This is a genomic window from Streptomyces sp. NPDC098781, from assembly GCF_044759995.1.
Classification (GTDB): domain Bacteria; phylum Actinomycetota; class Actinomycetes; order Streptomycetales; family Streptomycetaceae; genus Streptomyces.
This window is the reverse complement of sequence record NZ_JBIWAK010000004.1, coordinates 436,549-457,635: the sequence shown is the minus strand read 5'-3', so window position 1 is coordinate 457,635 and position 21,087 is coordinate 436,549. Positions and strand designations below refer to the sequence as shown.

Sequence of the window (21,087 nt, the reverse complement as noted above, 5' to 3'; positions counted from 1 at the left end):
GAAGTCCTTTTTGCGCACCCCGGTGGGCGGACGGGCGACGGGCTACTCGGCGAGCTCCTCCAGCAGCCGGGCGGTGGACAGGCCGGCCCGGATGTAATCGACGAACAGCTCGTTGTGCAGGGCCCACGGAGAGCGGCGGGAGCGTATCAGCCTGATCGCCTGCTCGGCGGAGTGGCTACGGCGGACCAGGGTGTGGGCGATGACCAGGCCCGAGCGGTTGTAGCCGTGGTAGCAGCGGACGAGGACCCTGCGGCCGCCGTCCAGCGCCTCGCACGCCGCCTCCGCCAGCCGGATCACGCCCGCGAGCTGGGTGCCGTCCAGCGGGCCGTCGGGGATCGGCCACACCTGGTGCTCGACGCCCGCGCCGGGTCCGTGCCCGGGCAGGCGCAGCAGCGTCTGCACGAGATCGAACTCGTCCCGGACGACCGCGAACTCCAGTTGCCCCGAGCGCCCCCGGAACTCGTGCCCACCCATCCACAGGCCGGGCAGGATCTCGTTCCACGGGCTGTCCGGTGCGGGTACGTCGGGTTGCTTCCTGCGGGTACGCAACGGCGCCTCCCCAGCCACCCCTCGCGGGGGTCTGCCCAACTCCTCTCAAAGGTAACCGGGTTCTTGCCCCGGCAGCACCCCGCCTGTTCCCATGGTCATGGGGTGATGGTGCATGAACGGACTCCGCGTCATACCGGCCTGGCGACACGGCCAGGAACGGCTCTACGTCTGCCGCACCGACGGCCGCAATATCGCCTGGTACGACCGTGAGGCGGGCCGGGTCAACCTGCTCAGCGACGATCGCCGGGACGACGTGCTGGAGGCGCTCGGCCCCTTCATCACCGGCCCGGTGACGGTGGGCCCGCCCCCGGTCCCCACCCCCGCCGAGCTGGCCCGGCTCAGCCTCCACCCGGACGACGACCTGGCGCCCAACCGTCCCGGCGAGGCGCTCCTGATCGACCTGGACCGGGATCCGGGACCCGCGCACCGACTGCGGCCCGACCCGCGCCGTCGCGCGCTGACGGCGGAGCAGACCGTCGGGGAGGCGCTGGACAGCCTGGACGGGGCGGGCTGGCACACGCTGCACTCCGTGCCGCTTCCCGGCGGCGACCGCGTCCACCACCTGGCGATCGGGCCGGGCGGGCTGTTCGCGCTGCACTGTCTGTACGCCCGCAAGCAGAAGGTGACCGTCGCCGACCCCACGGTCTCGCTGGGGCGCCGGGACTCCTCGCCCCTGCTGCGCCGGGTTCGCGCCGACGCCGACCGCGCCTCCCACGCCCTGACCGCCGAGGTCCACCCGGTCCTGGTGCTGGTCGCCCCGGCCGAGGTGACGATCACCGCGCCGCCGCGGGAGGTGCGGGTGCTGCGGGACACGGAGGTGGAGGGGCTGGCCCGGACGGGTGGGGTGCTGAAGCCGGCGGACGTGGAGGCGCTGCACGCGATGGCCCGGGACCGGCGGGTGTGGAGTACGGCCGGCTGAGACGGACGGGTCGGTGTCGCCCCTGGACCGCCGGGGGGCGCGACCGGCGGGGGCCCGTGACGGAGCCCCCTGGGTCAGGGCAGCAGCCCCGCCCGCTCCGGATCCAGCAGCGGCGCCAGCAGATCGCCGTAGTCCTGGAGGCGTGGCCCCAGGTCCGGGGCGAGCAGGGTCAGGGCCTCGGGCGAGCGGCAGTCCGCCACCTCCTCCCAGGTGACCGGCGCGGACACGGCCGGCTCGGGGCGGGCGCGCAGGGTGTAGGGGGTGGCTGTCGTCTTGCGGGCGGCGTTCTGGCTCCAGTCGACGAAGACCTTCCCCGGCCGCAGGCTCTTGGTCATCCGGTGGATCGCCAGCCGGGGCAGGGCCTTCTCGGCCTCCATGGCCAGTTCCTTCGCGTACTCGGTGGCCCGCTCGGAGGAGACCGGCCGGATCGCGGCGGCCAGATGGAGCCCCTTGGAGCCGGACGTCTTCGCGTACGCCTCGATGCCGTCGGCGGCCAGCCGCTCCCGCAGCCAGAGGGCGACCTCGCAGCACTCGACCACCGTCGCGGGTGAGCCGGGGTCGAGGTCGAGGACCAGCCGGTCGGCCTCGCCGGGTGCCTCGATCACCCACTGGGGCGTATGGAACTCGGTGACGAGGTTGGCGGCCCACATCAGGCTCGCGAGGTCCTGCACGAACACCATCCGCGCCGGCCCCTCCACGCGGGGCACCTCGGCGGTGGTGACCCAGTCAGGGGTGCCCGGCGGCACGTTCTTGGTGAAGAACACCTGACCGTCCGGTCCGTCGGGGTAGCGCAGGAACGACACCGGCCGGTCCCGCAGATGGGGCAGCAGAACTTCGGCGGCGGTGGCGTAGTAGTGCAGCACCTCTCCCTTGGTGAAGCCGGTCGCCGGATACAGCACCTTGTCCAGGTTGCTGAGCGCCAGCCGCCGCCCCTCCACCTCTGTAATGGGCGTCATACGATGAGAATCACACGAAATCGGCCGGAACCGCCTCGAAAGGTGCTGAACGTGCGATCCATCTGGAACGGCGCCATCTCCTTCGGTCTGGTCAGCATTCCGATCAAGGTGGTGAACGCGACCGAGAGCCACTCGATCTCCTTCCGTCAGATCCACACCGAGGACGGCGGCCGGATCCGCTACCGCAAGTTCTGCGAACTGGAGGACCGCGAGGTCAGCCAGGCGGAGATCGGCAAGGGCTACGAGGACGCGGACGGCTCGATCATCCCCATCACCGACGAGGACCTGTCCCAGCTGCCCATCCCGACCGCGAAGACGATCGAGATCGTGGCCTTCGTGCCGGGCGACCGGATCGACCCGCTCCAGATGGATGCGGCGTACTACCTCGCCGCGAGCGGCGCCCCGGCCGCCAAGCCGTACACCCTGCTGCGGGAGGCGCTCAAGCGCAGCAACAAGGTCGCCATCGCGAAGTTCGCGCTGCGCGGCCGGGAACGGCTGGGCATGCTCCGGGTCGTCGGCGACGCCATCGCCATGCACGGTCTGCTCTGGCCGGACGAGGTCCGCGCGCCCGAGGGTGTGGCCCCCGACGCCGGTGTCACCGTCCGGGACAAGGAGCTCGACCTCGCGGACGCCCTGATGGACACGCTCGGCGAGGTGGACCTGGACGATCTGCACGACGAGTACCGCGAGGCCGTCGAGGAGGTCATCGCCGCGAAGGCGGCCGGCGAGGCCCTGCCCTCCACCCCCGAACCGGCCGGAGGCGGCAAGGTCCTCGACCTGATGGCGGCCCTGGAGAGCAGCGTGCGCGCGGCCAAGGAGTCGCGCGGCGAGGAACCGGACGACGCGGCGGAGGTCCACCGGCTGCCCCAGCGCAAGTCGGCCCGAGCGGCCCCGAAGCAGACGGCGGGCAAGAAGTCGACGTCCGCCGCGAAGAAGACGGCGGCGAAGAAGACGACGGCCTCCGCCAAGAAGTCCACGTCCAAGTCGGCCCAGGGCGCGAAGAAGACGACGGCGAAGAGCACGACGAAGAGCGCGGCCAAGAAGACGACGGCGAAGAAGACCGGTTCACGCAAACGCTCCGCGTAGCGGGCGGAGGCGAGGGAGCGCATACCTTGTCCGGCGCCATGCCGACACCGCACTGCGCGAACGGCTCAGCACCGGATCCCCGCCACACCGGCCAGGGCCTCGACGTCCGGGCGGCGCCCTGGAGATAGCCCGGGTGTCCCCCAGCCGTCGGTGCCCCGAACTGCCCCACCCGCCCCGGATCGACCCCGCTCTCCCGGGCCCTGCCCGTCGCGAACCCGGCGTCGGCTCATGCCTCGCGGCCGGTGCGGGCTGGAGCCGGGCGGGATCCACGGCACCCCCCGGAGACCCGTACGGGCAACCCGTGGAACTCCTCCCCGGCCAAGTGCCTCATGTGGTGCCGCCCTTGCCACAACTCAGGCGCCCGCACCCCCCGCCGCGCCGGACCGCCTCACAGCAGCCGTGAGGCGATGAAGTCGACCAGTTCCTCTCGGCGCGGGTTGAGATAGAAGTGGTCGCCCTCGAACACCCGGATGTCCAGCCCCTCGGTGGTGACGTCGGACCACGCCTCGAGGTCTTCCGCCGGGCACGCGGGATCGCGGTCGCCGCCGCAGGCCGTGACGGGAACCGCCAGCCGGTGCAGGCGAGTCGGGCGGTACGACGCCAGCAGCCCGAAGTCGGCCCGCAGGGACGGCATGATCACCGGCCACAGCTCCGGGTGGTCGTAGAGCGCGGCGCCCTCGGGGTCCAGTTTGCGGACGTGGGCCAGGATCTCGGTGTCCGTCGGGGCCGGACGCGGCGCCAGTTCCTGGGGGAGCCGGGGCCTGGTCCGGCCCGACACGATGAGCCGGGCGAGGGTGTGGTGGCGAGCCTCCTCCAGCCGGCGGGCCACCTCGTACGCCACCGACGACCCCATGCTGTGCCCGAACAGCGCCAGCGGCAGGTCGTCGGCCACCTCGTCCAGCACGGCCTCGGCGATCGCGTCCGCCAGCTCGTCCATGGTGTTCGGGCCACGCTCGGGCAGGCGGTCCTGGCGGCCGGGGTACTGCACCGACAGGACCTCTATCTGCGGCGGCGTCAGCGTCGACCAGCCGTGGAACGAGCCGGCCGCGCCGCCCGCGTGCGGAAAGCACAGCAGGCGGATCCTCGCGCCGGGCGCCCTCACGCCCCTGAGCCAGCGGGTGCGGATGCCGGGAGTCGTCGTCATGCCTCCGCCTCGAACTCGGCGAGCAGGGCGTCGAGGACGCCGTCCGCGGCACCGGCCTGCTTCGTCTCCACGATGCGTGTCGTCATGTCCCTCAGTGTGATCGGTTCGAGAAAAAACTGGATCGGCACATCGATGTCCATCTCGTCACGGAGTCTTCCGGCGAGGTGAACGGCGCCCAGTCTCGCTTGCGCACCCCCGTTCGAATGTGACTTCCGGTCAAGAACTCTAGTTCGAAGCGGCATGGCATATGCACCGAAACGAAACACGGATCGGTCGCCTCGTAGTCTCCGGAGTGTCTTTCGTGTGGTGGTTGACTGATGGAGTGGCCCCACCAACTGCCGTTTCTCTAGGATGTGTTGTCGGCGAGGTGATCTCCTCGGCCGTCCTGCCCCTGGGGGAAGCCATGGAGCCTGGAAAGCAGCTGTCCACGTCGATCGATGCCACGGTGCCCACCGCCGCGCGCATGTACGACCACTACCTCGGAGGCAAGGACAACTACGCCTCGGACCGAGCCGCCTGCGAAGAGCTGGACAAGGTCGTCCCCAGCACCCGCGCCCTCGCACTGAACAACCGGCGCTTCCTCCAGCGGGTCGTCGGGACGCTGGCCGGCGACTACGGCATCCGCCAGTTCCTGGACCACGGTTCCGGTCTGCCGACCCAGAACAACGTCCACCAGGTCGCCCAGGCCATCGACCCGGCCTCGCGTGTCGTGTACGTCGACAACGACCCGATGGTCCTGGTCCACGGCCGCGCCCTGCTGGACCAGAACAACAACACCGCCGTCATCCACGCCGACCTGCGCGAGACGGACCAGATCTTCTCCCACCCGGACACCGAGCGCCTGATCGACTTCTCGCAGCCGGTGGCCGTGCTGTTCAACTCGGTGTTCCACTGCATCCCCGACGACGCCACGAACGGCCCGCTCGCCGTGGCCCGCCGAGTGCGCGAGCGCCTCGCGCCCGGCAGCTTCATGGTGATGTGCCAGCTGGTCAGCGACGACCCCAAGGTCCGCGACTTCGTCACCGACTTCATGAACCAGGCGACCCAGAACCACTGGGGCCGGGTCCGTGAGGAGAAGGACGTCGCGCAGTACTTCGACGGCCTGGAGATCCTCGACCCCGGCCTGGTCGAGGTCTCCACCTGGCGCCCCGACACCGAGGTGGCCCCACGCCAGCTCACCCAGGAGTGGATCGAGTTCGGGGGCGTGGGAAGGCTGCCGTAGAGGTGGTCTTCGGACGGCGGCGGGGGCCCGTCCACGACGCCGCCGACGGCGAGCTGCCCGGGCCCCCGCGTTCCAGGCCCACCGCGCGCCAGGGGCCCTGCGGCTCACGATGAGCCGGGGTTCCGACCGGCTCAGGAAGACCCGTCGGCGTACCGCTCCATCGTCGCGCGCATCCGCTCCAGCGACTCGCGTGGGTTGAGGGCCTCGTCGCCCAGCCGGTCCAGGGCGAGGCGGTACTCCTCGGTCTCGTCGCGGTCCTCCAAGAAGGCCGCGCTCTTGATGTGCTCCAGATAGACGATGTCGGGCAGATCGACGCCGCCGAAGCGGAGATAGGTGACCGGCATGGCGGGCGCCGAGGCGTTGGTCACGTCCAGCGGCACGATCTGTACGGTCACCTGCGGCCGCTGGGCCATCTCCACGAGGTGTTCCAGCTGGGCCCGCATCACCTCGCGACTGCCCAGCACGCGCAGCAGCACCGACTCGTCGATGACCGCCCACAGCTGAGGCGCGTCCGGACGGTGCAGCAGCTCCCGTCGCCGCATCCGCAGCTCCACCCGCCGCTGAGTCTCACGCGCCGGCGCGTTCGGCAGCCCGCGCTGGACGACGGCCCGGGTGTAGTCCTCGGTCTGCAACAGACCGGGCACATGCTGGAGTTCATACGTACGGATGGCCGACGCGGCCTCCTGGAGCCCGACCAGCCGGTCGAACCACTCCGGCATGAGCCGCTTGTCATAGCGCTGCCACCAGCCCGGTTCACCGGCCCGCCGCAGCAACTGCAACAGCACCGACGCCTCGTACTCCTCGGCGCGGTAGTGGTCCAGCAGGGTGCGCACATCCGCCTCGGTGGGCGGCCGGCGGCTCTTGCCCGCCTCGATGCGTGACAGCTTCGCGGGACTGAATCCCACGGCACGCGCCGCCTGGTCCTGGGACAGACCGAGGTCCTCGCGGATACCCGCCAACTGGACGCCGACCAGCATCTTCAGCAGGGTCGGCGCGGGCTCGGTACGGTCCAGATAGGGTTCGAGGCGGGAGATGCGAGGTGACTCGACGGACATCCTGACTCCCCGTAGACCGGCATACGACAGACCGCATTATCGCATCCCGCCGCCCCGGGCCGCCGCAGCCGCGGAAAGTGAAAGGCTCAACTTCCGCTTGGCCACGGCGTTTCACCCTCGTCGGCCACAGTTTCCGGGGCGCACGACCCGTTTCACACGAGGTGGTCGAACTCCCCTTCCTTCGCGCCCGCCAGGAACGCCGAGATCTCGGCCGGGGTGTAGACGAGGGCCGGTCCGTCGGGGTGGCGGGAGTTGCGCATCGCGACGCTGCCATCGCTCAGGGCGGCCACCTCGACGCAGTTGCCCTCGGCATTGCTGTGCCGGCTCTTGATCCAGCGGACACCCAACGAGCTGGCCCGCATGCCGTTCGACGCTGTTGGCACTGCACTCTCCTTGCTCACGTTCCGCCACGCGTACACCCCGTCGCCCCACCGGACCCCGGACCGCACAGCGTGCGCTGCCTCGACACCACTCGCGCAATTTCCCGTGAAATTGCACGGAGAGGCCTTCGGCGTGGATAATAGCCCGTGGCGTCAAGTGCAGCGCGGGCGCCGCGTCCTGACCGTGTATCAGGGAGACGTCGTGTCCTTACCTGCGTACGAGGAGCTCCGACTGCCCACTGGCGCTGCGTCACTTGCGGGCTCGACCGTGACGCCTGAAGCGCACCGCGGCACCCCGGGCTCGCGTCACCTGGCCCCGGCCGAGACCGGGCGCACGCCTGCCCGCTCCGTCGCCCTGCGCCTCGTAGGCGCCGAACAGGGCTGCGGCCGGGCCCGCGACTTCGTCCGTCGCACCCTGGACGCCTGGGAGCTGGACCACTGCGGCCCCGACGCCCTCACCGTGGTCACCGAACTGCTCGCCAACGCCGTACTGCATGCCGTACCCCCCGCCCCGGCCCGGCCCGCCGCTGCCGAGGCCGAGATCTGGCTCAGGCTCAGCGTCCGCCGCCCCGGCCACCTGGTCTGCGCGGTCACCGACCCGAGCGACCACCCGCCCGTGTACCCGCACACCAGCGACCCCTTCGACGAGCACGGCCGCGGACTGCGCATCATCGACGCCCTGTCCGAGCACTGGGGTTGGACCCGACGGCACCCGATGGGCAAGACGGTCTGGGCGATGCTGCGGACCGGCGGCCAGGCCTGAGCCCAGCCGGCCCGGCACCCCGCCGGGCCGCCGTATCGGGTGCGCTGTAGGCGGCCCCCATCGCGGCCATCCATCCCATTTCACGGATCTCGCGCATCTCGCGCCTGTACGACAACGCCGCCCGCGCCCTGGAACCCGCGGCGGCGCTCTGCTCGCGAGCACCTGAACTCCAACGGGCCGTTCGATGAAGACAGTCCCGCGCACGACCGGGAACCTGTCTAGTCAAGCTAGCTTCCCTGCCTATGAGCTTCCTTAGAAGAGCGGCAGGTCTCGGCCTTGCGCTGCTCGCCATCACACTGGGGCTGAGTGCACAGCCCGCCGCGGCGCATGTGTCGCGGGAGCACGCCGAACTCGTCATCAGGACCGGTCAGGACGTCACCAGCGGACGGCTGATCGTCCACCAGGACGTGGCGTCCCCACAGGAGGCGGGCGCCTGGGCGTCGCACCTGCTGAGTGCCGGCTGCCCCGCGACCGGCTCCGGAGTCGCCGGGGACAACGGCGGCGTCCCCGGCGGTGTCGTCATCGAACTGGCGTGGAGCTGCGAGGTCACCGCGCTCGATCTCCGCCCGCTGATCGACAAGGCCGGACTGACCCAGGTCGTGGTCGAGTTCGACGGCACGGTGGCCGACGCCTCCGCCGCCGCCCCGCTGGTGGACGTGCGGGGCGCCCACACACCGCCCGCCTTCCCCTGGCCGACGGTCGCGCTCCTCAACGCGGCCGGCGCCGCGCTGCTGCTCACGGTCCGCCGACTGCCGGCCCTCCTGAGCGCCTCGCAGCGCACCCGGCGCCGGATACGACTGGCGACCGCCGGCGCGGTGGCGGCCTCCTTCCTCGCGCCCCAGGCGGCCTTCGCCGACGACAGCGCCGATCCGGCCGCCACCGACACAGCCACCGTCCAGGGCACCGTCTTCAAGGACCGCAACGGCAACGGCACCCGGGACAGAGGCGAGAAGCCCATGCCCGGCGTCGACGTCACCGACGGCGCCCAATGGACCACGACCGGCGCGGACGGCTCGTACACCCTGCGGATCGACCCGAAACGCCGGGAGACCGATCTCGTCAGCGTCGTCTCGCCCGACGGGTACACGCCCGCACTGCGCGAGGACTACATCCCGCAGTACTTCCACAAGGTCCCCGAGACCGGCGGCACCGGCGTCGACTTCGCGCTCGTACCGGACCGCAACGCCTCGAACCCCACTGAGAAGTGGGTCATGAACTCCGACACCGAGGTCGGCAACCGCACCGACGACGAGGCCCGCCGCGCCCTGCCCCAGTGGACCGGCCAGGTCAAGGCGATGTCCGAGGTCGACGGCGCCACGATGCAGATTGCGACCGGTGACCTCACCGTCACCGACTACGCGGCCGAGGACCGTCGCCAGGGCGGCTACGACCTGTTCAGCAAGGGCCTGAAGCAGGGCCGGCTCGGCCACCCCTTCTATCCGGTGATGGGCAACCACGACTTCGGCGGCACGGCCACCTCCGAGGGCTACGGCGGCAGCATGGAGTACTACCGCCGCAACCTCGGCCCCGAGTGGTACAGCTTCGACCGCAACGGCCGCCACATCGTCGTCCTGGAGGACAACTACGACGCGAGCGGACTGAAGCCGCAGCTGGAGTGGCTGCGCCAGGACCTCGCCCGGCACGCGGTCGGCAAGCAGGTGTTCGTCTTCGCGCACCGCTCGCTGTTCACCCAGTGGGGACCGGGCGCCGGCATGCAGCCCACGATCGACGAACTGGCGAAGTACGACGTACGGATGGTCGCCGCGGGCCACAACCAGCAGGCCGAGTTCCGCCGCGGCGCCTTCAAGCGGTCCGTCGAGATCAACAACCAGGGCACCTACGGCATCGACGGCGCCCACCCCGACTACAAGGTCCTCGACTTCAGCGCCATCACGGACGACCCGCGCGCCCACCGCGACGAGGACAGCGGCCATGTGACCGGCATCCACCGGCAGTTCGACATCGACGACGACGCCGCGCTGGTCAGCCCCGCGCAGGGCAGCGTGCACGGCGCGAAGGCGGGAGTCCCCGTCGAGGTGTACGCGGAGGACGACGGCCGCACCCCCGCCCGGGCGGTAATGACCGTCCGCGACCGCCGCGGGCACCTGGTGAAGCGCGAGGACCTGCGCTTCGCACGGGGCGCGTCCCGCCCCGGCATCGAGAACTGCTACACCCCGCCCGGCGGCACCCCCGAGCCCTGCCCCGACGCGCGCGGCGCGTGGACCCGGGCGAGCGACCGGCTGACCCGGCTGCGGCCGGGGACGTACACCGCCGAGTCGGTGGCCTACGACACCCGGGGCCGGAGATTCCCCGTCGTCAGGAACACCTTCACAATCGTCCGGGACGCGGAACTCGCGAAGCCGAGGACCGGCCAGGACTGGCTCCGCCAGGGCGGCGACGAGGCCGGCCGCTCCGCGAGCGGCGACGCCCCCGGCGCGCGGCTCGACCTCAAGTGGGCCCGGCACACCGGCGAGCAGTTCAACCTCAACGGCTCGGTCGTCGCGGACGGCAGGCTCATCGTCTCCTCCCGCGCCTTCGACTCGCCGTACAGCATGATGCTCGCCTACGACATAGCCACCGGCCGCGAGCTCTGGCGCACGTACCTGGACGGCGACGCCGAATCGGCCCCGACCCTGCACGCCGGCAAGGTCTACCTGACCACGGGCGTCGGCCGGATCTACGCACTGGACGCCGGAACCGGCCGTATCACCTGGCAGTCGATCGACCGCGAGGAGACCCACGGCGACACCGTGCGCCGCTACGGCCGCGCGGGCGGACCCGTGAGCGTCTTCGACCTGGCGGGCGGGGACGACCGTACGGTCGCCGTCTACCAGGACGCCGGCACGGTCCGCTGCCGTGACGCCGAGACCGGCGGCCTGCTCCCCGGCGGCTTCGGAGCGGCCTTCTCCTGGGGCCAGGCCCACAGCACCGCGATCCGCGAGCCCGGCACCGACACCGCGTACCTGCACTCCATGTCGAGCAACACGGTCATCGCGATGGACCTCGCGACATGCAGGCAACTGTGGGTCAAGGACACCGCGGGCGACATCGACAGCCACTCGTCACCCGTGCTGACCGACCCGGCCACGGGCGGCGCGAAACTGGTGACGTTCACGGCGTACGGCGTCCGCGGCCACGACCCGAATACCGGCGCGGTCACCTGGGAGTCCAAGCTGGGCGGCGGCAGCACCTGCGAGCCCGGCCGCGCACCCCTCACCAGCCCGGCCGTGTGGGGCGACACCGCGTATGTCGCAGGCCGGGACGGTGTCGTACGCGCCTATGACACGAGCGCGGCGGACCCCTCCAAGCCCGTATGGGAGTCGAAGTCCGGTTATCTCCCGGGGGAGAGCCCGCTGGACGACGAGTGGCGGGTCGCCATGGGCTGCTCGGCCGGCACCGGTTCACCGACCATGCACCCGCTGGTCACGAACTCCCATGTCTACGTGGGAACTTGGGACGGCCGCCTGCTCGTCCTCGACCGGGCGACCGGCACGCAGGTCACCTCGTACAACCTCGGCGCGGGAGTGGCCTCGGCCCTCTCCGTGAGCGGTGACTGGGTCTTCGCCCTCACGGACGACGGCACGGTCCACGCGTTCGCCGCCCGCCGCCACTGAGGGGAAGCGACACCGTGCGAGCACTGCTCACCCGGGTGCTGCTCCTGCTCGCCGTCCCCGCGCTGCTTCTCGGCAGCGCGGGGACGGCACAGGCACACCCCTTCGGAACCCCGCCGGTCGTGAAGGTCGCGGCGGCGGGCACCGCGGTGGACACGACATGGTCCGCCCAGGAGGACGACGTCGCCGTCCTCGGGCAGAAGTCCGACGGCGACGAGGCGGCCTACTTGCGGCAGCACATCGTCGTGCGCCAGGACGGCCGCCCGTGCCGGGTGGCCCGGGCGGCGGGATTCCGGCTCCGCTTCACCTGCCCCCGGAAGGTGGACCGCATCGAACTGACCGTCACGGCGCTGACGGACGTGGACCCTGCGTACCGGACGCTGTCCGTGACGGACACGGGCGCCGGCGGCCTGCACACGGCGAAGGAACCGACGCGTCCGCTGGCCTTCACCCCCACGGCCGCCGCGTCCGGCCCCGAGAAGCGGACGTGGTCCTGGACCACGGACCTGACGTCCCTCCTGGACCACGAGGCGGCCCTTCCGGTCGCCCTGCTGGTGGCGGCGGCCGTGGGCGCACTCCACGCCTGCGCACCCGGCCACGGCAAGACGGTGGCGGCCGGATACCTGGTGGCCGGCCGCGCCAGACCACGCGACGCGATGTGGCTGGGCGGAATCGTCGCCCTCATGCACACGCTCTCGGTCGCGGGCCTGGCGATGGGGTGGTGGCTGGCGTCGAGCAGCTTGCCGGATGTCGCCGTGCTGACGGGGTGGCTTCAGTTGGTCGCGGCGTTGGTGGTGTTGGGGGTGGGGGTGAGGTTGGTGGGTCGGCATGTGGGGCACGGGGTGGGGCGCGAGAGCGGGCACGGGCACGGAGAAGGACACGGACATGGGCATGGACGTGGGCATGGGCATGGATGTGGGCATGGAGTTGGGAATGGGTACAGCCATCACCACATCCCGGAGGCCCCGTCCTCCCTCCTGACCTGGCGAGGCCTTGCGCTGCTCGGGGCATCGGGCGGCCTGCTGCCCTCGCCGTCCGCCTTCCTCGTCCTGCTCACCGGCCTGCTGGCCGGGAAGGTGGCCGTCGCCCTGGCGATGGTCGCGGCCTTCGGCCTGGGCATGGCGCTGACGCTGACCGGCGTGGGCCTGATCGTGCTGCGCGGACGGGACGCGCTGCTGGACCGCCTCTCCCACTCGCGGGCACTGCGCACTTGGGCCCTGAGAACCCCCCTCTTCGCGGCGTCCGCGGTGGTCACGGCGGGGACGGTGGGCTCGGTACTGGCGGTGGGTCGGCTCGTGGGTCCCTGAGGTGGGCCCCGTCAGACGCGTCCTCGTCCTGCGATGGCGTGGCGGTTGGGCCATTCGACCGTACGGCGACTCGGCGGTGCGGCCGTTAGGCCGTTCGTCCATTCGGCCCCGGTCGGCTGGCAGGTGCCGTCGGCTCACGGTGCGGTGGACACGAATGCGTGCCGGCTCCAGCGCGTACGGGCGCCGCCGGGCGCTGAGCTGTGGAGGGACAAGCATGCACATACCTGGACCGAGCGTGGGCAAACGGGGGTGTGCGGCGCTGGTGGCCGCGCTGGTCGCCTGCTCGACCGTAGTGACCGGGCCGCACGTGGCCATGGCCGGGGGTGGGACCCCGCCTTCGGTGCCGGCACCGAAGCTCGACTGGAAGCCCTGCGTACCGGGCAGCCCGTTCGACTGCGCGACCGCGAAGGTGCCCCTGGACTACGCCGACCCGGACGGCCGCACCATCGAGCTGGCCGTCGTCAGGCGGAAGGCGACCGACCCCGGCCGACGCATCGGCAGCCTGTTCTTCAACCCCGGGGGGCCCGGCGGACCCGGCACGGTCCAGATGCCGCAGGCCTACGAGCAGTTTCCCAGCCAGGTGCGCGAACGGTTCGACATCGTCAGCTGGGACCCTCGGGGGATCGGCAACAGCACCGCGGTGAACTGCTTCGCGAGCCCCGAGGAAGCCGCCGAGTGGAACGCGAGCAAACCGGCGGGCTTCCCGGTCGGAGCGAAGGAACGGGCGGCCTACATCGCCGCGTACAGGGAACTGGGCCGGCGCTGCGAACAGCGCGATCCCGAGCTCCTGCGCCATGTGTCGACCGCCGACACGGCCCGCGACCTCGACGAGCTCCGCCGCGCGGTGGGCGATCGGCAGCTCACCTACTACGGGAACTCCTACGGCACGTACCTGGGCGCCACCTACGCCAACCTCTACCCGGACAGGGTCCGCGCCCTGGTCCTCGACAGCGACTGGGACCCGCAGGCTTGGACGAACCACGGTTCGCAGGACGCCCGCCTCCCGGCCTTCCTGCGCCTGGGCTCGGACCGCACGGCGGCGGCCACCATCAACAAGTTCCTCGACCTGTGCGGAGCGACGACGACCGCCAACTGTGCCTTCTCCGCAGGCAGCCCGGAGGCGACCCGAACGAAGTTCGACCAACTGCTGAAGCGCCTCCGTGAGGAACCCGTAGGCTCCTACACCTACGCCGCCACGGCCTCCGCCGTGGTGAACGGCCTCTACATCGTGCACCCCGGTTGGACGGACCTCGCGAAGCAACTTCAGGATCTCTGGCGGGGCCGCGTCCCGGCAGCCCCCTCGTTCCCGCCTCCGCCCCCGGTCCCGAACCCGAATCCGTACGCCGGCGACGAACAGGCGAGCGCGGTGTTCTGCGGAGACAGCCCCAATCCCCGTGATCCCGAGGCCTATCACTCCTTCGAGGAAGCCAGCGCGGCCCGCACGGGCATCGCCGGCCGCCACTGGACCTGGGCCTCCGAAGTCTGCGCCACCTGGCCGGCCCGAGCCGCCAACAGCTACCGGGGCCCCTGGAACAAGCCGACGGCCCACCCGATCCTGGTCGTCGGCACGACCTACGACCCCTCCACCCCGTATGCGGCCGCGCAGGCCATGGCGGCGGAACTGTCCAACGCCCGCCTCCTCACCAACGACGGCTACGGCCACACAGCCCTGCTCAACCCCAGCAGCTGCGTCCGCGCCCACGAAAGCCGCTACCTGATCGACGGCACCCTCCCGCCCCCCGGCACGACATGCCGGCAGGACACCCCACCGTTCAGGGCCCCTGAGCCGAACGGTGGCATGGCCACCGGGGGCGGCGGCATGGCGACGACGACCTCCTGACCACCACGACCACAGCGGAAGGGCCTCGGACGACGACCGGTCGGAGGCCCTTCGCGCCGCTTCCGACCCACCCCGTCCCCGATGGGCGGATGGATGGTCCCTCTTGGTCTGCGGGCTGACCCGACCAGTCGGCCGTGATCAAGGGGGTTCCGTGCGCATGGCACATCACAGACGTGTCCTCGCCGGGAGGGCGGTCGAAGCCGCGGTGACGACGCTGGTGCACACCGGCACTTTGGCGGATCCGGCAGCGGCTTCGTCGGCGAACGCCGACACCACCGCTCTCAGTCAACTGGCTGGAGGCTACCTACTGCGGTTGGGCGTCCGACCCCGCCACAACCGCGACAGCCCGCGTCGAGGCAAGGCGCTCCATGAGGAGCCGTGGTGGAGACGCGTTGAAGGGGGTCGTCGCATGGCTCGTGGTCGATCAAGTCGCGCCCCGGTGTGGGGTGTCAAGTCAGTCGGTGTACGCGTGGGTGCGCAAGTACGAGCAGCAGGGCCTGCCGGGTTGGGGGCCACTCACCCGGCCCATCTCGTGAACAGCTCCGTAGCCTGGAGCTCTTTCGCGAGACGAGTAATTACGAGCCTCGATCACGAGCCCTTCAGTCTGAAACCGCTGGGGGCTTCGTGCCGTTCTCAGCCGCGCGTCGTAGGCCCCTAGTTGCGGCATGCACCTTCCGCGTTGCATGCGGTTCCAACCATGCCGGCGCGCATCACACGTATCGTCCGATTCACCCCTTTGCATCGCACTCTGTGCTATCGACTCTCGCGGTATGGGGGTTTTACGAGAGAGGCCGAGCAAACTGGGAGGCGGCCAGTCGCGCTGTCCGTACTGCGGACTGCCGGGGGATCGCGTCCTGACGCTGGAGCGTGACTGGGTACTGCTTGAACCCGACATGGCCCCGTTGGCTCATACGGTCCCGGCGGAGCATCGCTGGATCGTGCTGTCCGACGGACGGGTGACCGTGTACGGCGTGTGCCCGCCGGACCCCTTCCAGCGGTGCCGCATCGAGCACCGCCTTGCGTGCTCGGCACAACAGCTGCCCGACCTCTGGCCGTGGTTGACAACCCTGCGCGCCGAGAACGAGCGACGAGCAGAGCGCGAGCAAGCCCCGGAGCCACCGAGTCCCCCGCAGCTGTGGCCCGACGCGGGGTGATGACCACTGGGGCCGCGGCGTCGGCTGCCGCGGAGGGTGGCTCAGCGCTACATACGCTGCACACGCACGAAGACCCCGACCTCAGCGTTTCCGCTGGTGACGGGGTCTTTGGGCACCTCATACAGGGTGCCCCCGGCAGGATTCGAACCTGCGCACACGGCTCCGGAGGGCCCTTGAGTCCTGGAGAAAAGCACCGGTCAGACCCTCGTAAACCCACGATGGACCGAGGCTCGTCCACGGATAGTCCACGCTGACCGCGTACATCACTGCGCGTGAAGGTCCCCGTGCCCCTGCCACTGCGGGAGCGCCGTGGCAGACCCATAGTCCTTGGCAAACTACTCAAGCTCGCGCCCTCTGACCTGCGCCCCTGCAATCGATCCTGTGCTGTCCCCTGCGTCCGTTCCGGCGGTCGTCAGCCGGGCAACTCGCGGCGGGACGGTGCGATCCGCATCTTCGTACGCTCCATCTCCCCTTGGTCTGAACTAGGCGAATCGACCGGAACAGTCCCGGGTGGTCAGACGTCGTCCGGAGCGGTTGCGGTGGAGTCAGATACGCGAGCGTGACCGTCATCACCTGAGCTGATCAGAATACGCTCCGGCTGGAGCAGCCACCCTGTCCGCGGATGGCGTAAGTGACCAAGAATTGCCCGCCGCGGTCGCATCTGCAGAGTCGATTGCTCCACCGCAGTCCGAAATCCCTAACTGCGGTACAGCGACGGGGCGTTCTTGGTCACCTCAGTTGACGTCCTGACGGTAGGTCCGCTAGCGTCATCGCACGTGACGGTGCGTCAAAGTGGCGCCCGTGGGGTGGGGAGTTTGAGCATGCCGACGTCTTTGAAGCCGGTGACCACCGGCCTGCCCGTCGACCTTCGAGAGATCCGCAAGGGGGTCATGGCGAACGGCGTCATTGACTGTGAAAACCTCCTGGCGATCGTCAACGATCCCCAGGAGGTCGAGGACGCCACCAAGCGCGCACAGAAGGCCGGTCAGCCGATCAGCGAGTATGCCCGCACGCGCGCCGAGATCCAGCGGCTCTTGGGTACTGCGGGCAGCAAGAAGGCCAAGAACGTCGGCGAGTACGCCGACTACATTGCGGCCGGCCTGCGAGGGGACTACGACGACGCTTGGTCGCTGCCGCAGATCACCCTGTGGTCGCCGCGCCCGCTGATCATCTCTGAGGACGGCTCGTCGGCCCTGCCGATCAAGGACGGCCTCTACGCTCTCGACAGCGAGACCCAGGTCACCGCCTGGCACCGGATCAAGAAGCACCCGGGCGCGTACGGCCTGGAGGACTGCGACTTCGGCGCGATCCCGCTGTCGTTCGAGATTTTCCACGGCATCAGCGTGATGGCGGCCCGCCAGATCTTCCACGACCGTAACCTGAAGGGCGTTCCGGTCGACAAGTCCCTGGCCATGTCCATGGACGGCCGCGACTTCGGCACCACCGTGACGCGCAAGCTGATGGAGTCGCTGAACGTGCCGGCCGGGGAGACCACGGTTCCGCTGTCCAGCCTGATCCTCACCGGCAAGCGCCAGGTGTCGGACAAGGCCCCGGAGTGGATGACGATGTCGGTCCTGCGGACCCTCATCGCCACGGCCATGCTCGGCAAGGCCGGTATCCACGCCGCGTCGACCGGCATCGAGCATGAGGACATCCCCGCCAACGAGAGCGGCGACCGACCGGACAAGGCGATCGTTCAGCGTGAGGTCATGGAGACGGTGGGCGCGTTTCTCCAGGAGAACGCCGCGCTCTTCCACGCCAAGACTGCCGTCACCGCCCCCGCCGTCGTGGCCGGCCTCGGCGCGACCATGAACCGCACCATGTCTTGGAGCGCCGACCCCATGCCCGAGGGCATCACCCTGGAGCGAATGCTGGAAGGTATCCAGTGGGAGCGTGAGGCGAAGTACTGGAGTGGCATCGCGGCCAAGGTGACCGACCGGGGGGCCGTCTCCTGGGCGGGCGGTGCCCGTGACTCCGGGCACAAGGTCTACGACGCGCTGAACTACCCGGAGAGCGAGACGGGTAAGCAGATCCGCGGACGGTTCTAGCTGTAGGTATCGGCTCCTGACCAGCGAGTTTGGGCAGGAGCCGATTTTGTCTTGGGCCTGCAGCTCGTGGCCGCGTTTCCTCTTGGACCCTCTTGTACTGACACCTTGATCACGCGGTGTTCCTCGGTGTTCCCCTCCCGCCCCTGCACCTGTACTCCGTGCCCAGCGATCCCGAGGCGGCCCCCACGGCGCCGCCGAAACGGGAACGCCCACGGACCGCATGGACGGCCGATCAGCTCATGGCCGCGCACTTCCCGGAGCCGAAATGGGCCGTGCCCGGCATCCTCGCCGAGGGCGTCAACGTGCTCGCCGGACCGCCCAAGGTCGGCAAGTCCTGGCTCTCCCTCGGACTGGGCCTGTCGGTCGCGGCCGGAGGCAAGGCGTTCGACTCCGTGCCCGTTCAGGGCGGGCCGGTGCTCTATCTCGCCCTGGAAGACACCCCGCGCCGTCTCCAGACCCGCATGGGCAAGCTACTCGGAGGCCAGCCAGCCCCCGCCGGTCTGACCCTGGTCACCGAATGCCCGCCCTTCCCTCAGGGCGGCACGGAGGCCATTGCTCAGTGGTTGGAGCGCAACCCCGACGCGCGAATGGTCGTCATCGACGTGTTCGCCAAGATGCGCGGCCAGTCCCCGGCCGGCGTGTCCGCGTATGACGCGGACTATGTCGCCGTCGGCTACGCCAAGCGGCTCGCCGACCACTACGGTGTGGCTGTCGTCCTGGTCCACCACGTTCGTAAGGCAAGCTCCGAGGACTTCCTCACCGAGGTTTCCGGCACCAACGGCATCGCCGGAGCCGCTGACGCCACCCTCGTACTGAAGCGGGCGCGTGGACAGGCAGACGGCATTTTGCACGTCACCGGCCGCGACGTGGACGAAGCCGAGTACGCCCTCAGCTTCCAACCCGCCTCCGGTGCTTGGCACTTGTTGGACGGCCCGGTGTCTGACCACACCGTCGGCGACACCCGCGCCACGATCCTGCGCTACGTTCGCGCTCACCCCGGCGCCAAGCCGAAAGACATGGCGGGCGAGTTGCCTAACGTCGACCTGGACACGATCCGACGCACCTGCAACCGCATGGCCGACGCCGGACAGCTCACCAAGGACCCCAGCGGCCGGTACTACCCGGACACCGACACTCGGACAGAGGGCGCGCAAGAGGTGTCCGCACTGTCCGGCTGTCCGGTCACCCCATCTGACCAGCGTGAACGCCCCGGACAGTCGGAATTGGAGCTGTCCGGCCTGTCCGGTGCGGACGAAGCCGAGGGGGAGAGGGAATGAGCGCCCGTACGCAGGACGAAAAGATGACCGTCCAAGAGGTTATTGCCGATCTGAAGGTCGCTCCGTCGACCTTCTACCGGTGGCGTCAACTCGGCAAAGGACCTCGCGCAATCAAACTCCCCAACGGCGACGTACGTATCCGGCGGTCGGAGTACGAACGTTGGCTTACAGAGCGGGAGGACGCTGCGTGAGCACGGATGACAACACTCCTGTTCTCCGGCCGCACGGGGAGGCGAAGCCGGGGTACTCCCTCGATATCCGGCTGTGGAAGGTCACGAAGGTCAATCGGAAAGCGCGTCCATACCAACTGCGATGGGTCGTAGGAGGGAAGGTGAGGAGCGCGACGTTCGCTACGTCGGCACTCGCCGAAAACCGTAGCTCCGAATTGCGGCAGGCAATGCGCCGGGGCGAGGCTTTCGAGATTGCAAGCGGCCAGCCTGAGTCCGAAGTCCGCGCGGCAGCGGAAGCGGCCAAAGACTCAGAAGAAGAAGTGCCGTTGCGGTGGTTCGAGTTCTGCCGGAAGTACGTGGCCGGGCGGTGGCGGACGAGCGCAGCCAAGACCCAAGAGGGTATGGCGGACGGTCTTGCAGCCGTGACGCTCGCCATGGTCAAGCGCGGGGATGGCGTTCCCTCGGATGAGCATTTGCGGTTGGCCTTCCGGTGGGGGATCGTGCCCGCGAATGCGGGGGAGGACCCGCCGGCCGACCTCAAAGCCGCGTATGACTGGCTCACGACGACGGATCGTCCGGTGGCGGATGTGGCAGACGCTGCGGTGTTCGAGGACGTGCTCTATCGCCTCGGGTACAAGCTGGACGGCACCCCGGCGGCGGGCGACACGTACAGGCGCCGCCGCCGGGCCCTGAATACCGCTCTCGAACACGCGGTGGTCGCGGGGGACCTCTCGGGGAACCCGCTTCAGTGCGCCCGCCGGAAGCACGTCGGTTCCAATGACGTCGTGGACCGACGAGTCCTCGTGAACGCCCTACAGGCCTGTCAGTTGCTCGCGGCAGTCTCCTACGTCGGATCGTGGGGTAGGCGCCGTGGCAGGCGCCTGGTGGCCTTCTACGCGGTCCTGTACTACGCGGGCCTGCGTCCGGCTGAGGCGGTCGGGCTGAGGCGGTCTGACTGCCATCTCCCGGACGCAGGATGGGGCACGCTGACGCTACGAGAGACGCGTCCCGTCTCCGGGAAGCAATGGACCGATTCCGGGGAGCGTCACGACCGGCGCGGGCTCAAGGCGCGGGAGGCCAAGAGCGACCGACCGGTGCCTATCCCGCCTGTCCTCGTGGCGATCCTCAGGGCTCACCTGGACGCGTTCGGCACGGCCAAGGAAGGGCGCGTGTTCGGCAACGAGCGTGGGGGCGTGGTCGGCTCATCCACCTACTGGCGGGTGTGGGAGGAAGCGCGGGAGTACGCGCTCCCACCTGAGCGGGTCGCCTCACCGTTGGCCGGACGCCCGTACGACCTACGGCACGCCTGCATCACGCGGTGGCTGAACGCTGGGGTACCGATCGCTGAGGTTGCCCGGCGGGTCGGCAACTCTCCCGAGGTGATCCACCGGCGCTATCACGGCTGCATCGACGGTCACGAGGAAGCCGCCAACGCGAAGATCACAAAGGCGCTGGAGGAGGACGGAGACGCTGTATAGCGGTCCGTGTCATCGCGCTGCGAGGGCGGTCCGGGGAGACTCAGACCGCCCTCTAACATCAGAGACGCAGCGAGTGGCCAAACCCCCTGTTGGCCCGCGCTACTGGCTCAGGCATCGCCTAGTGCTGC

The 21,087-nt window shown here is 70.0% G+C and carries 17 protein-coding genes; 12 read left to right on the top strand and 5 right to left on the bottom strand.

Annotation, left to right across the window (positions count from 1 at the left end):
• Positions 1–42: 42 nt before the first annotated feature.
• Positions 43–549: a protein phosphatase gene (locus tag ACIQWG_RS18940; protein WP_404096766.1), complete on the bottom strand. Its 507-nt coding sequence runs from the start codon at positions 547–549 to the stop codon at positions 43–45.
• Positions 550–661: 112 nt separating this feature from the next.
• On the opposite strand from ACIQWG_RS18940, the gene ACIQWG_RS18935 reads away from it, so the two are divergent.
• Entirely contained in the window at positions 662–1,468 is an 807-nt protein-coding gene (locus ACIQWG_RS18935) for a nuclease-related domain-containing protein (RefSeq protein WP_404096763.1), read from the top strand.
• A gap of 74 nt (positions 1,469–1,542) precedes the next feature.
• Here ACIQWG_RS18935 and ligD read toward each other — a convergent pair whose 3' ends face one another.
• Positions 1,543–2,424 (bottom strand): non-homologous end-joining DNA ligase, encoded by an 882-nt coding sequence (ligD, locus tag ACIQWG_RS18930; protein WP_404096760.1) that lies wholly within the window; start codon positions 2,422–2,424, stop codon positions 1,543–1,545.
• Positions 2,425–2,466: 42 nt separating this feature from the next.
• On the opposite strand from ligD, the gene ACIQWG_RS18925 reads away from it, so the two are divergent.
• Complete coding sequence (locus tag ACIQWG_RS18925) at positions 2,467–3,510, top strand: Ku protein (protein ID WP_404096758.1); 1,044 nt, start codon at positions 2,467–2,469, stop codon at positions 3,508–3,510.
• A 388-nt stretch (positions 3,511–3,898) separates the two neighbouring features.
• Here ACIQWG_RS18925 and ACIQWG_RS18920 read toward each other — a convergent pair whose 3' ends face one another.
• Complete coding sequence (locus ACIQWG_RS18920) at positions 3,899–4,654, bottom strand: thioesterase II family protein (RefSeq protein ID WP_404096755.1); 756 nt, start codon at positions 4,652–4,654, stop codon at positions 3,899–3,901.
• A gap of 403 nt (positions 4,655–5,057) precedes the next feature.
• Between ACIQWG_RS18920 and ACIQWG_RS18915 the strand changes: the two genes are divergently transcribed.
• Positions 5,058–5,876, top strand: a complete 819-nt coding sequence (locus ACIQWG_RS18915) for an SAM-dependent methyltransferase (RefSeq protein WP_404096753.1) — start codon at positions 5,058–5,060, stop codon at positions 5,874–5,876.
• Positions 5,877–6,007: 131 nt separating this feature from the next.
• On the opposite strand, the gene ACIQWG_RS18910 is transcribed toward ACIQWG_RS18915, so the two are convergent.
• Together ACIQWG_RS18910 and ACIQWG_RS18905 are read right to left on the bottom strand one after the other, a co-directional pair.
• The gene (locus ACIQWG_RS18910; protein WP_404096750.1) at positions 6,008–6,931 is read right to left on the bottom strand and encodes a helix-turn-helix domain-containing protein; all 924 of its coding nucleotides are present in this window, start codon (positions 6,929–6,931) and stop codon (positions 6,008–6,010) included.
• Between the two features lie 152 nt (positions 6,932–7,083).
• Positions 7,084–7,293, bottom strand: coding sequence for a DUF397 domain-containing protein (locus tag ACIQWG_RS18905; RefSeq protein WP_404097718.1), 210 nt, complete (start codon positions 7,291–7,293; stop codon positions 7,084–7,086).
• A gap of 286 nt (positions 7,294–7,579) precedes the next feature.
• Here ACIQWG_RS18905 and ACIQWG_RS18900 point away from each other — a divergent pair, with 286 nt between their 5' ends.
• The 9 genes from ACIQWG_RS18900 to ACIQWG_RS18860 all read left to right on the top strand — a co-directional run bounded on the left by ACIQWG_RS18900 (position 7,580) and on the right by ACIQWG_RS18860 (position 20,959).
• The gene (locus ACIQWG_RS18900; protein WP_404096747.1) at positions 7,580–8,074 is read left to right on the top strand and encodes an ATP-binding protein; all 495 of its coding nucleotides are present in this window, start codon (positions 7,580–7,582) and stop codon (positions 8,072–8,074) included.
• A 242-nt stretch (positions 8,075–8,316) separates the two neighbouring features.
• A complete protein-coding gene (locus ACIQWG_RS18895; protein ID WP_404096745.1) occupies positions 8,317–11,688 on the top strand; it encodes a PQQ-binding-like beta-propeller repeat protein in 3,372 nt (1,123 codons plus the stop codon).
• Positions 11,689–11,702: 14 nt separating this feature from the next.
• A complete protein-coding gene (locus ACIQWG_RS18890) occupies positions 11,703–12,992 on the top strand; it encodes a hypothetical protein (protein WP_404096742.1) in 1,290 nt (429 codons plus the stop codon).
• Positions 12,993–13,206: 214 nt separating this feature from the next.
• Positions 13,207–14,832 carry an alpha/beta hydrolase gene (locus ACIQWG_RS18885; RefSeq protein ID WP_404096739.1) on the top strand — a complete coding sequence of 542 codons (1,626 nt, stop codon included), beginning with the start codon at positions 13,207–13,209 and terminating at the stop codon, positions 14,830–14,832.
• Between the two features lie 665 nt (positions 14,833–15,497).
• Positions 15,498–15,986, top strand: a complete 489-nt coding sequence (locus ACIQWG_RS18880; protein ID WP_404096737.1) for a DUF6083 domain-containing protein — start codon at positions 15,498–15,500, stop codon at positions 15,984–15,986.
• An 821-nt stretch (positions 15,987–16,807) separates the two neighbouring features.
• Positions 16,808–18,034, top strand: coding sequence for a DNA sulfur modification protein DndB (locus ACIQWG_RS18875; protein WP_404096734.1), 1,227 nt, complete (start codon positions 16,808–16,810; stop codon positions 18,032–18,034).
• 116 nt (positions 18,035–18,150) lie between these two features.
• Positions 18,151–19,311, top strand: coding sequence for an AAA family ATPase (locus ACIQWG_RS18870; RefSeq protein WP_404096732.1), 1,161 nt, complete (start codon positions 18,151–18,153; stop codon positions 19,309–19,311).
• On the top strand, positions 19,308–19,502 hold the full coding sequence (locus ACIQWG_RS18865; RefSeq protein ID WP_404096729.1) for a helix-turn-helix transcriptional regulator: 195 nt from the start codon (positions 19,308–19,310) through the stop codon (positions 19,500–19,502). Before ACIQWG_RS18870 ends, ACIQWG_RS18865 begins: the two co-directional genes overlap by 4 nt.
• A complete protein-coding gene (locus ACIQWG_RS18860; protein WP_404096727.1) occupies positions 19,499–20,959 on the top strand; it encodes a tyrosine-type recombinase/integrase in 1,461 nt (486 codons plus the stop codon). The genes ACIQWG_RS18865 and ACIQWG_RS18860 overlap by 4 nt, the downstream gene beginning before the upstream one ends.
• The last annotated feature ends 128 nt before the right edge of the window (positions 20,960–21,087 follow it).

Coding starts and splice junctions, on each gene's coding strand:
- ACIQWG_RS18920 (WP_404096755.1), bottom strand. CDS start 4,654: ATGACGACGACTCCCGGCATCCGCACCCGCTGGCTCAGGGGCGTGAGG.
- ACIQWG_RS18895 (WP_404096745.1), top strand. CDS start 8,317: ATGAGCTTCCTTAGAAGAGCGGCAGGTCTCGGCCTTGCGCTGCTCGCC.
- ACIQWG_RS18865 (WP_404096729.1), top strand. CDS start 19,308: ATGAGCGCCCGTACGCAGGACGAAAAGATGACCGTCCAAGAGGTTATT.
- ligD (WP_404096760.1), bottom strand. CDS start 2,424: ATGACGCCCATTACAGAGGTGGAGGGGCGGCGGCTGGCGCTCAGCAAC.
- ACIQWG_RS18915 (WP_404096753.1), top strand. CDS start 5,058: ATGGAGCCTGGAAAGCAGCTGTCCACGTCGATCGATGCCACGGTGCCC.
- ACIQWG_RS18885 (WP_404096739.1), top strand. CDS start 13,207: ATGCACATACCTGGACCGAGCGTGGGCAAACGGGGGTGTGCGGCGCTG.
- ACIQWG_RS18905 (WP_404097718.1), bottom strand. CDS start 7,293: ATGCGGGCCAGCTCGTTGGGTGTCCGCTGGATCAAGAGCCGGCACAGC.
- ACIQWG_RS18935 (WP_404096763.1), top strand. CDS start 662: ATGAACGGACTCCGCGTCATACCGGCCTGGCGACACGGCCAGGAACGG.
- ACIQWG_RS18880 (WP_404096737.1), top strand. CDS start 15,498: ATGCACCTTCCGCGTTGCATGCGGTTCCAACCATGCCGGCGCGCATCA.
- ACIQWG_RS18875 (WP_404096734.1), top strand. CDS start 16,808: ATGCCGACGTCTTTGAAGCCGGTGACCACCGGCCTGCCCGTCGACCTT.
- ACIQWG_RS18910 (WP_404096750.1), bottom strand. CDS start 6,931: ATGTCCGTCGAGTCACCTCGCATCTCCCGCCTCGAACCCTATCTGGAC.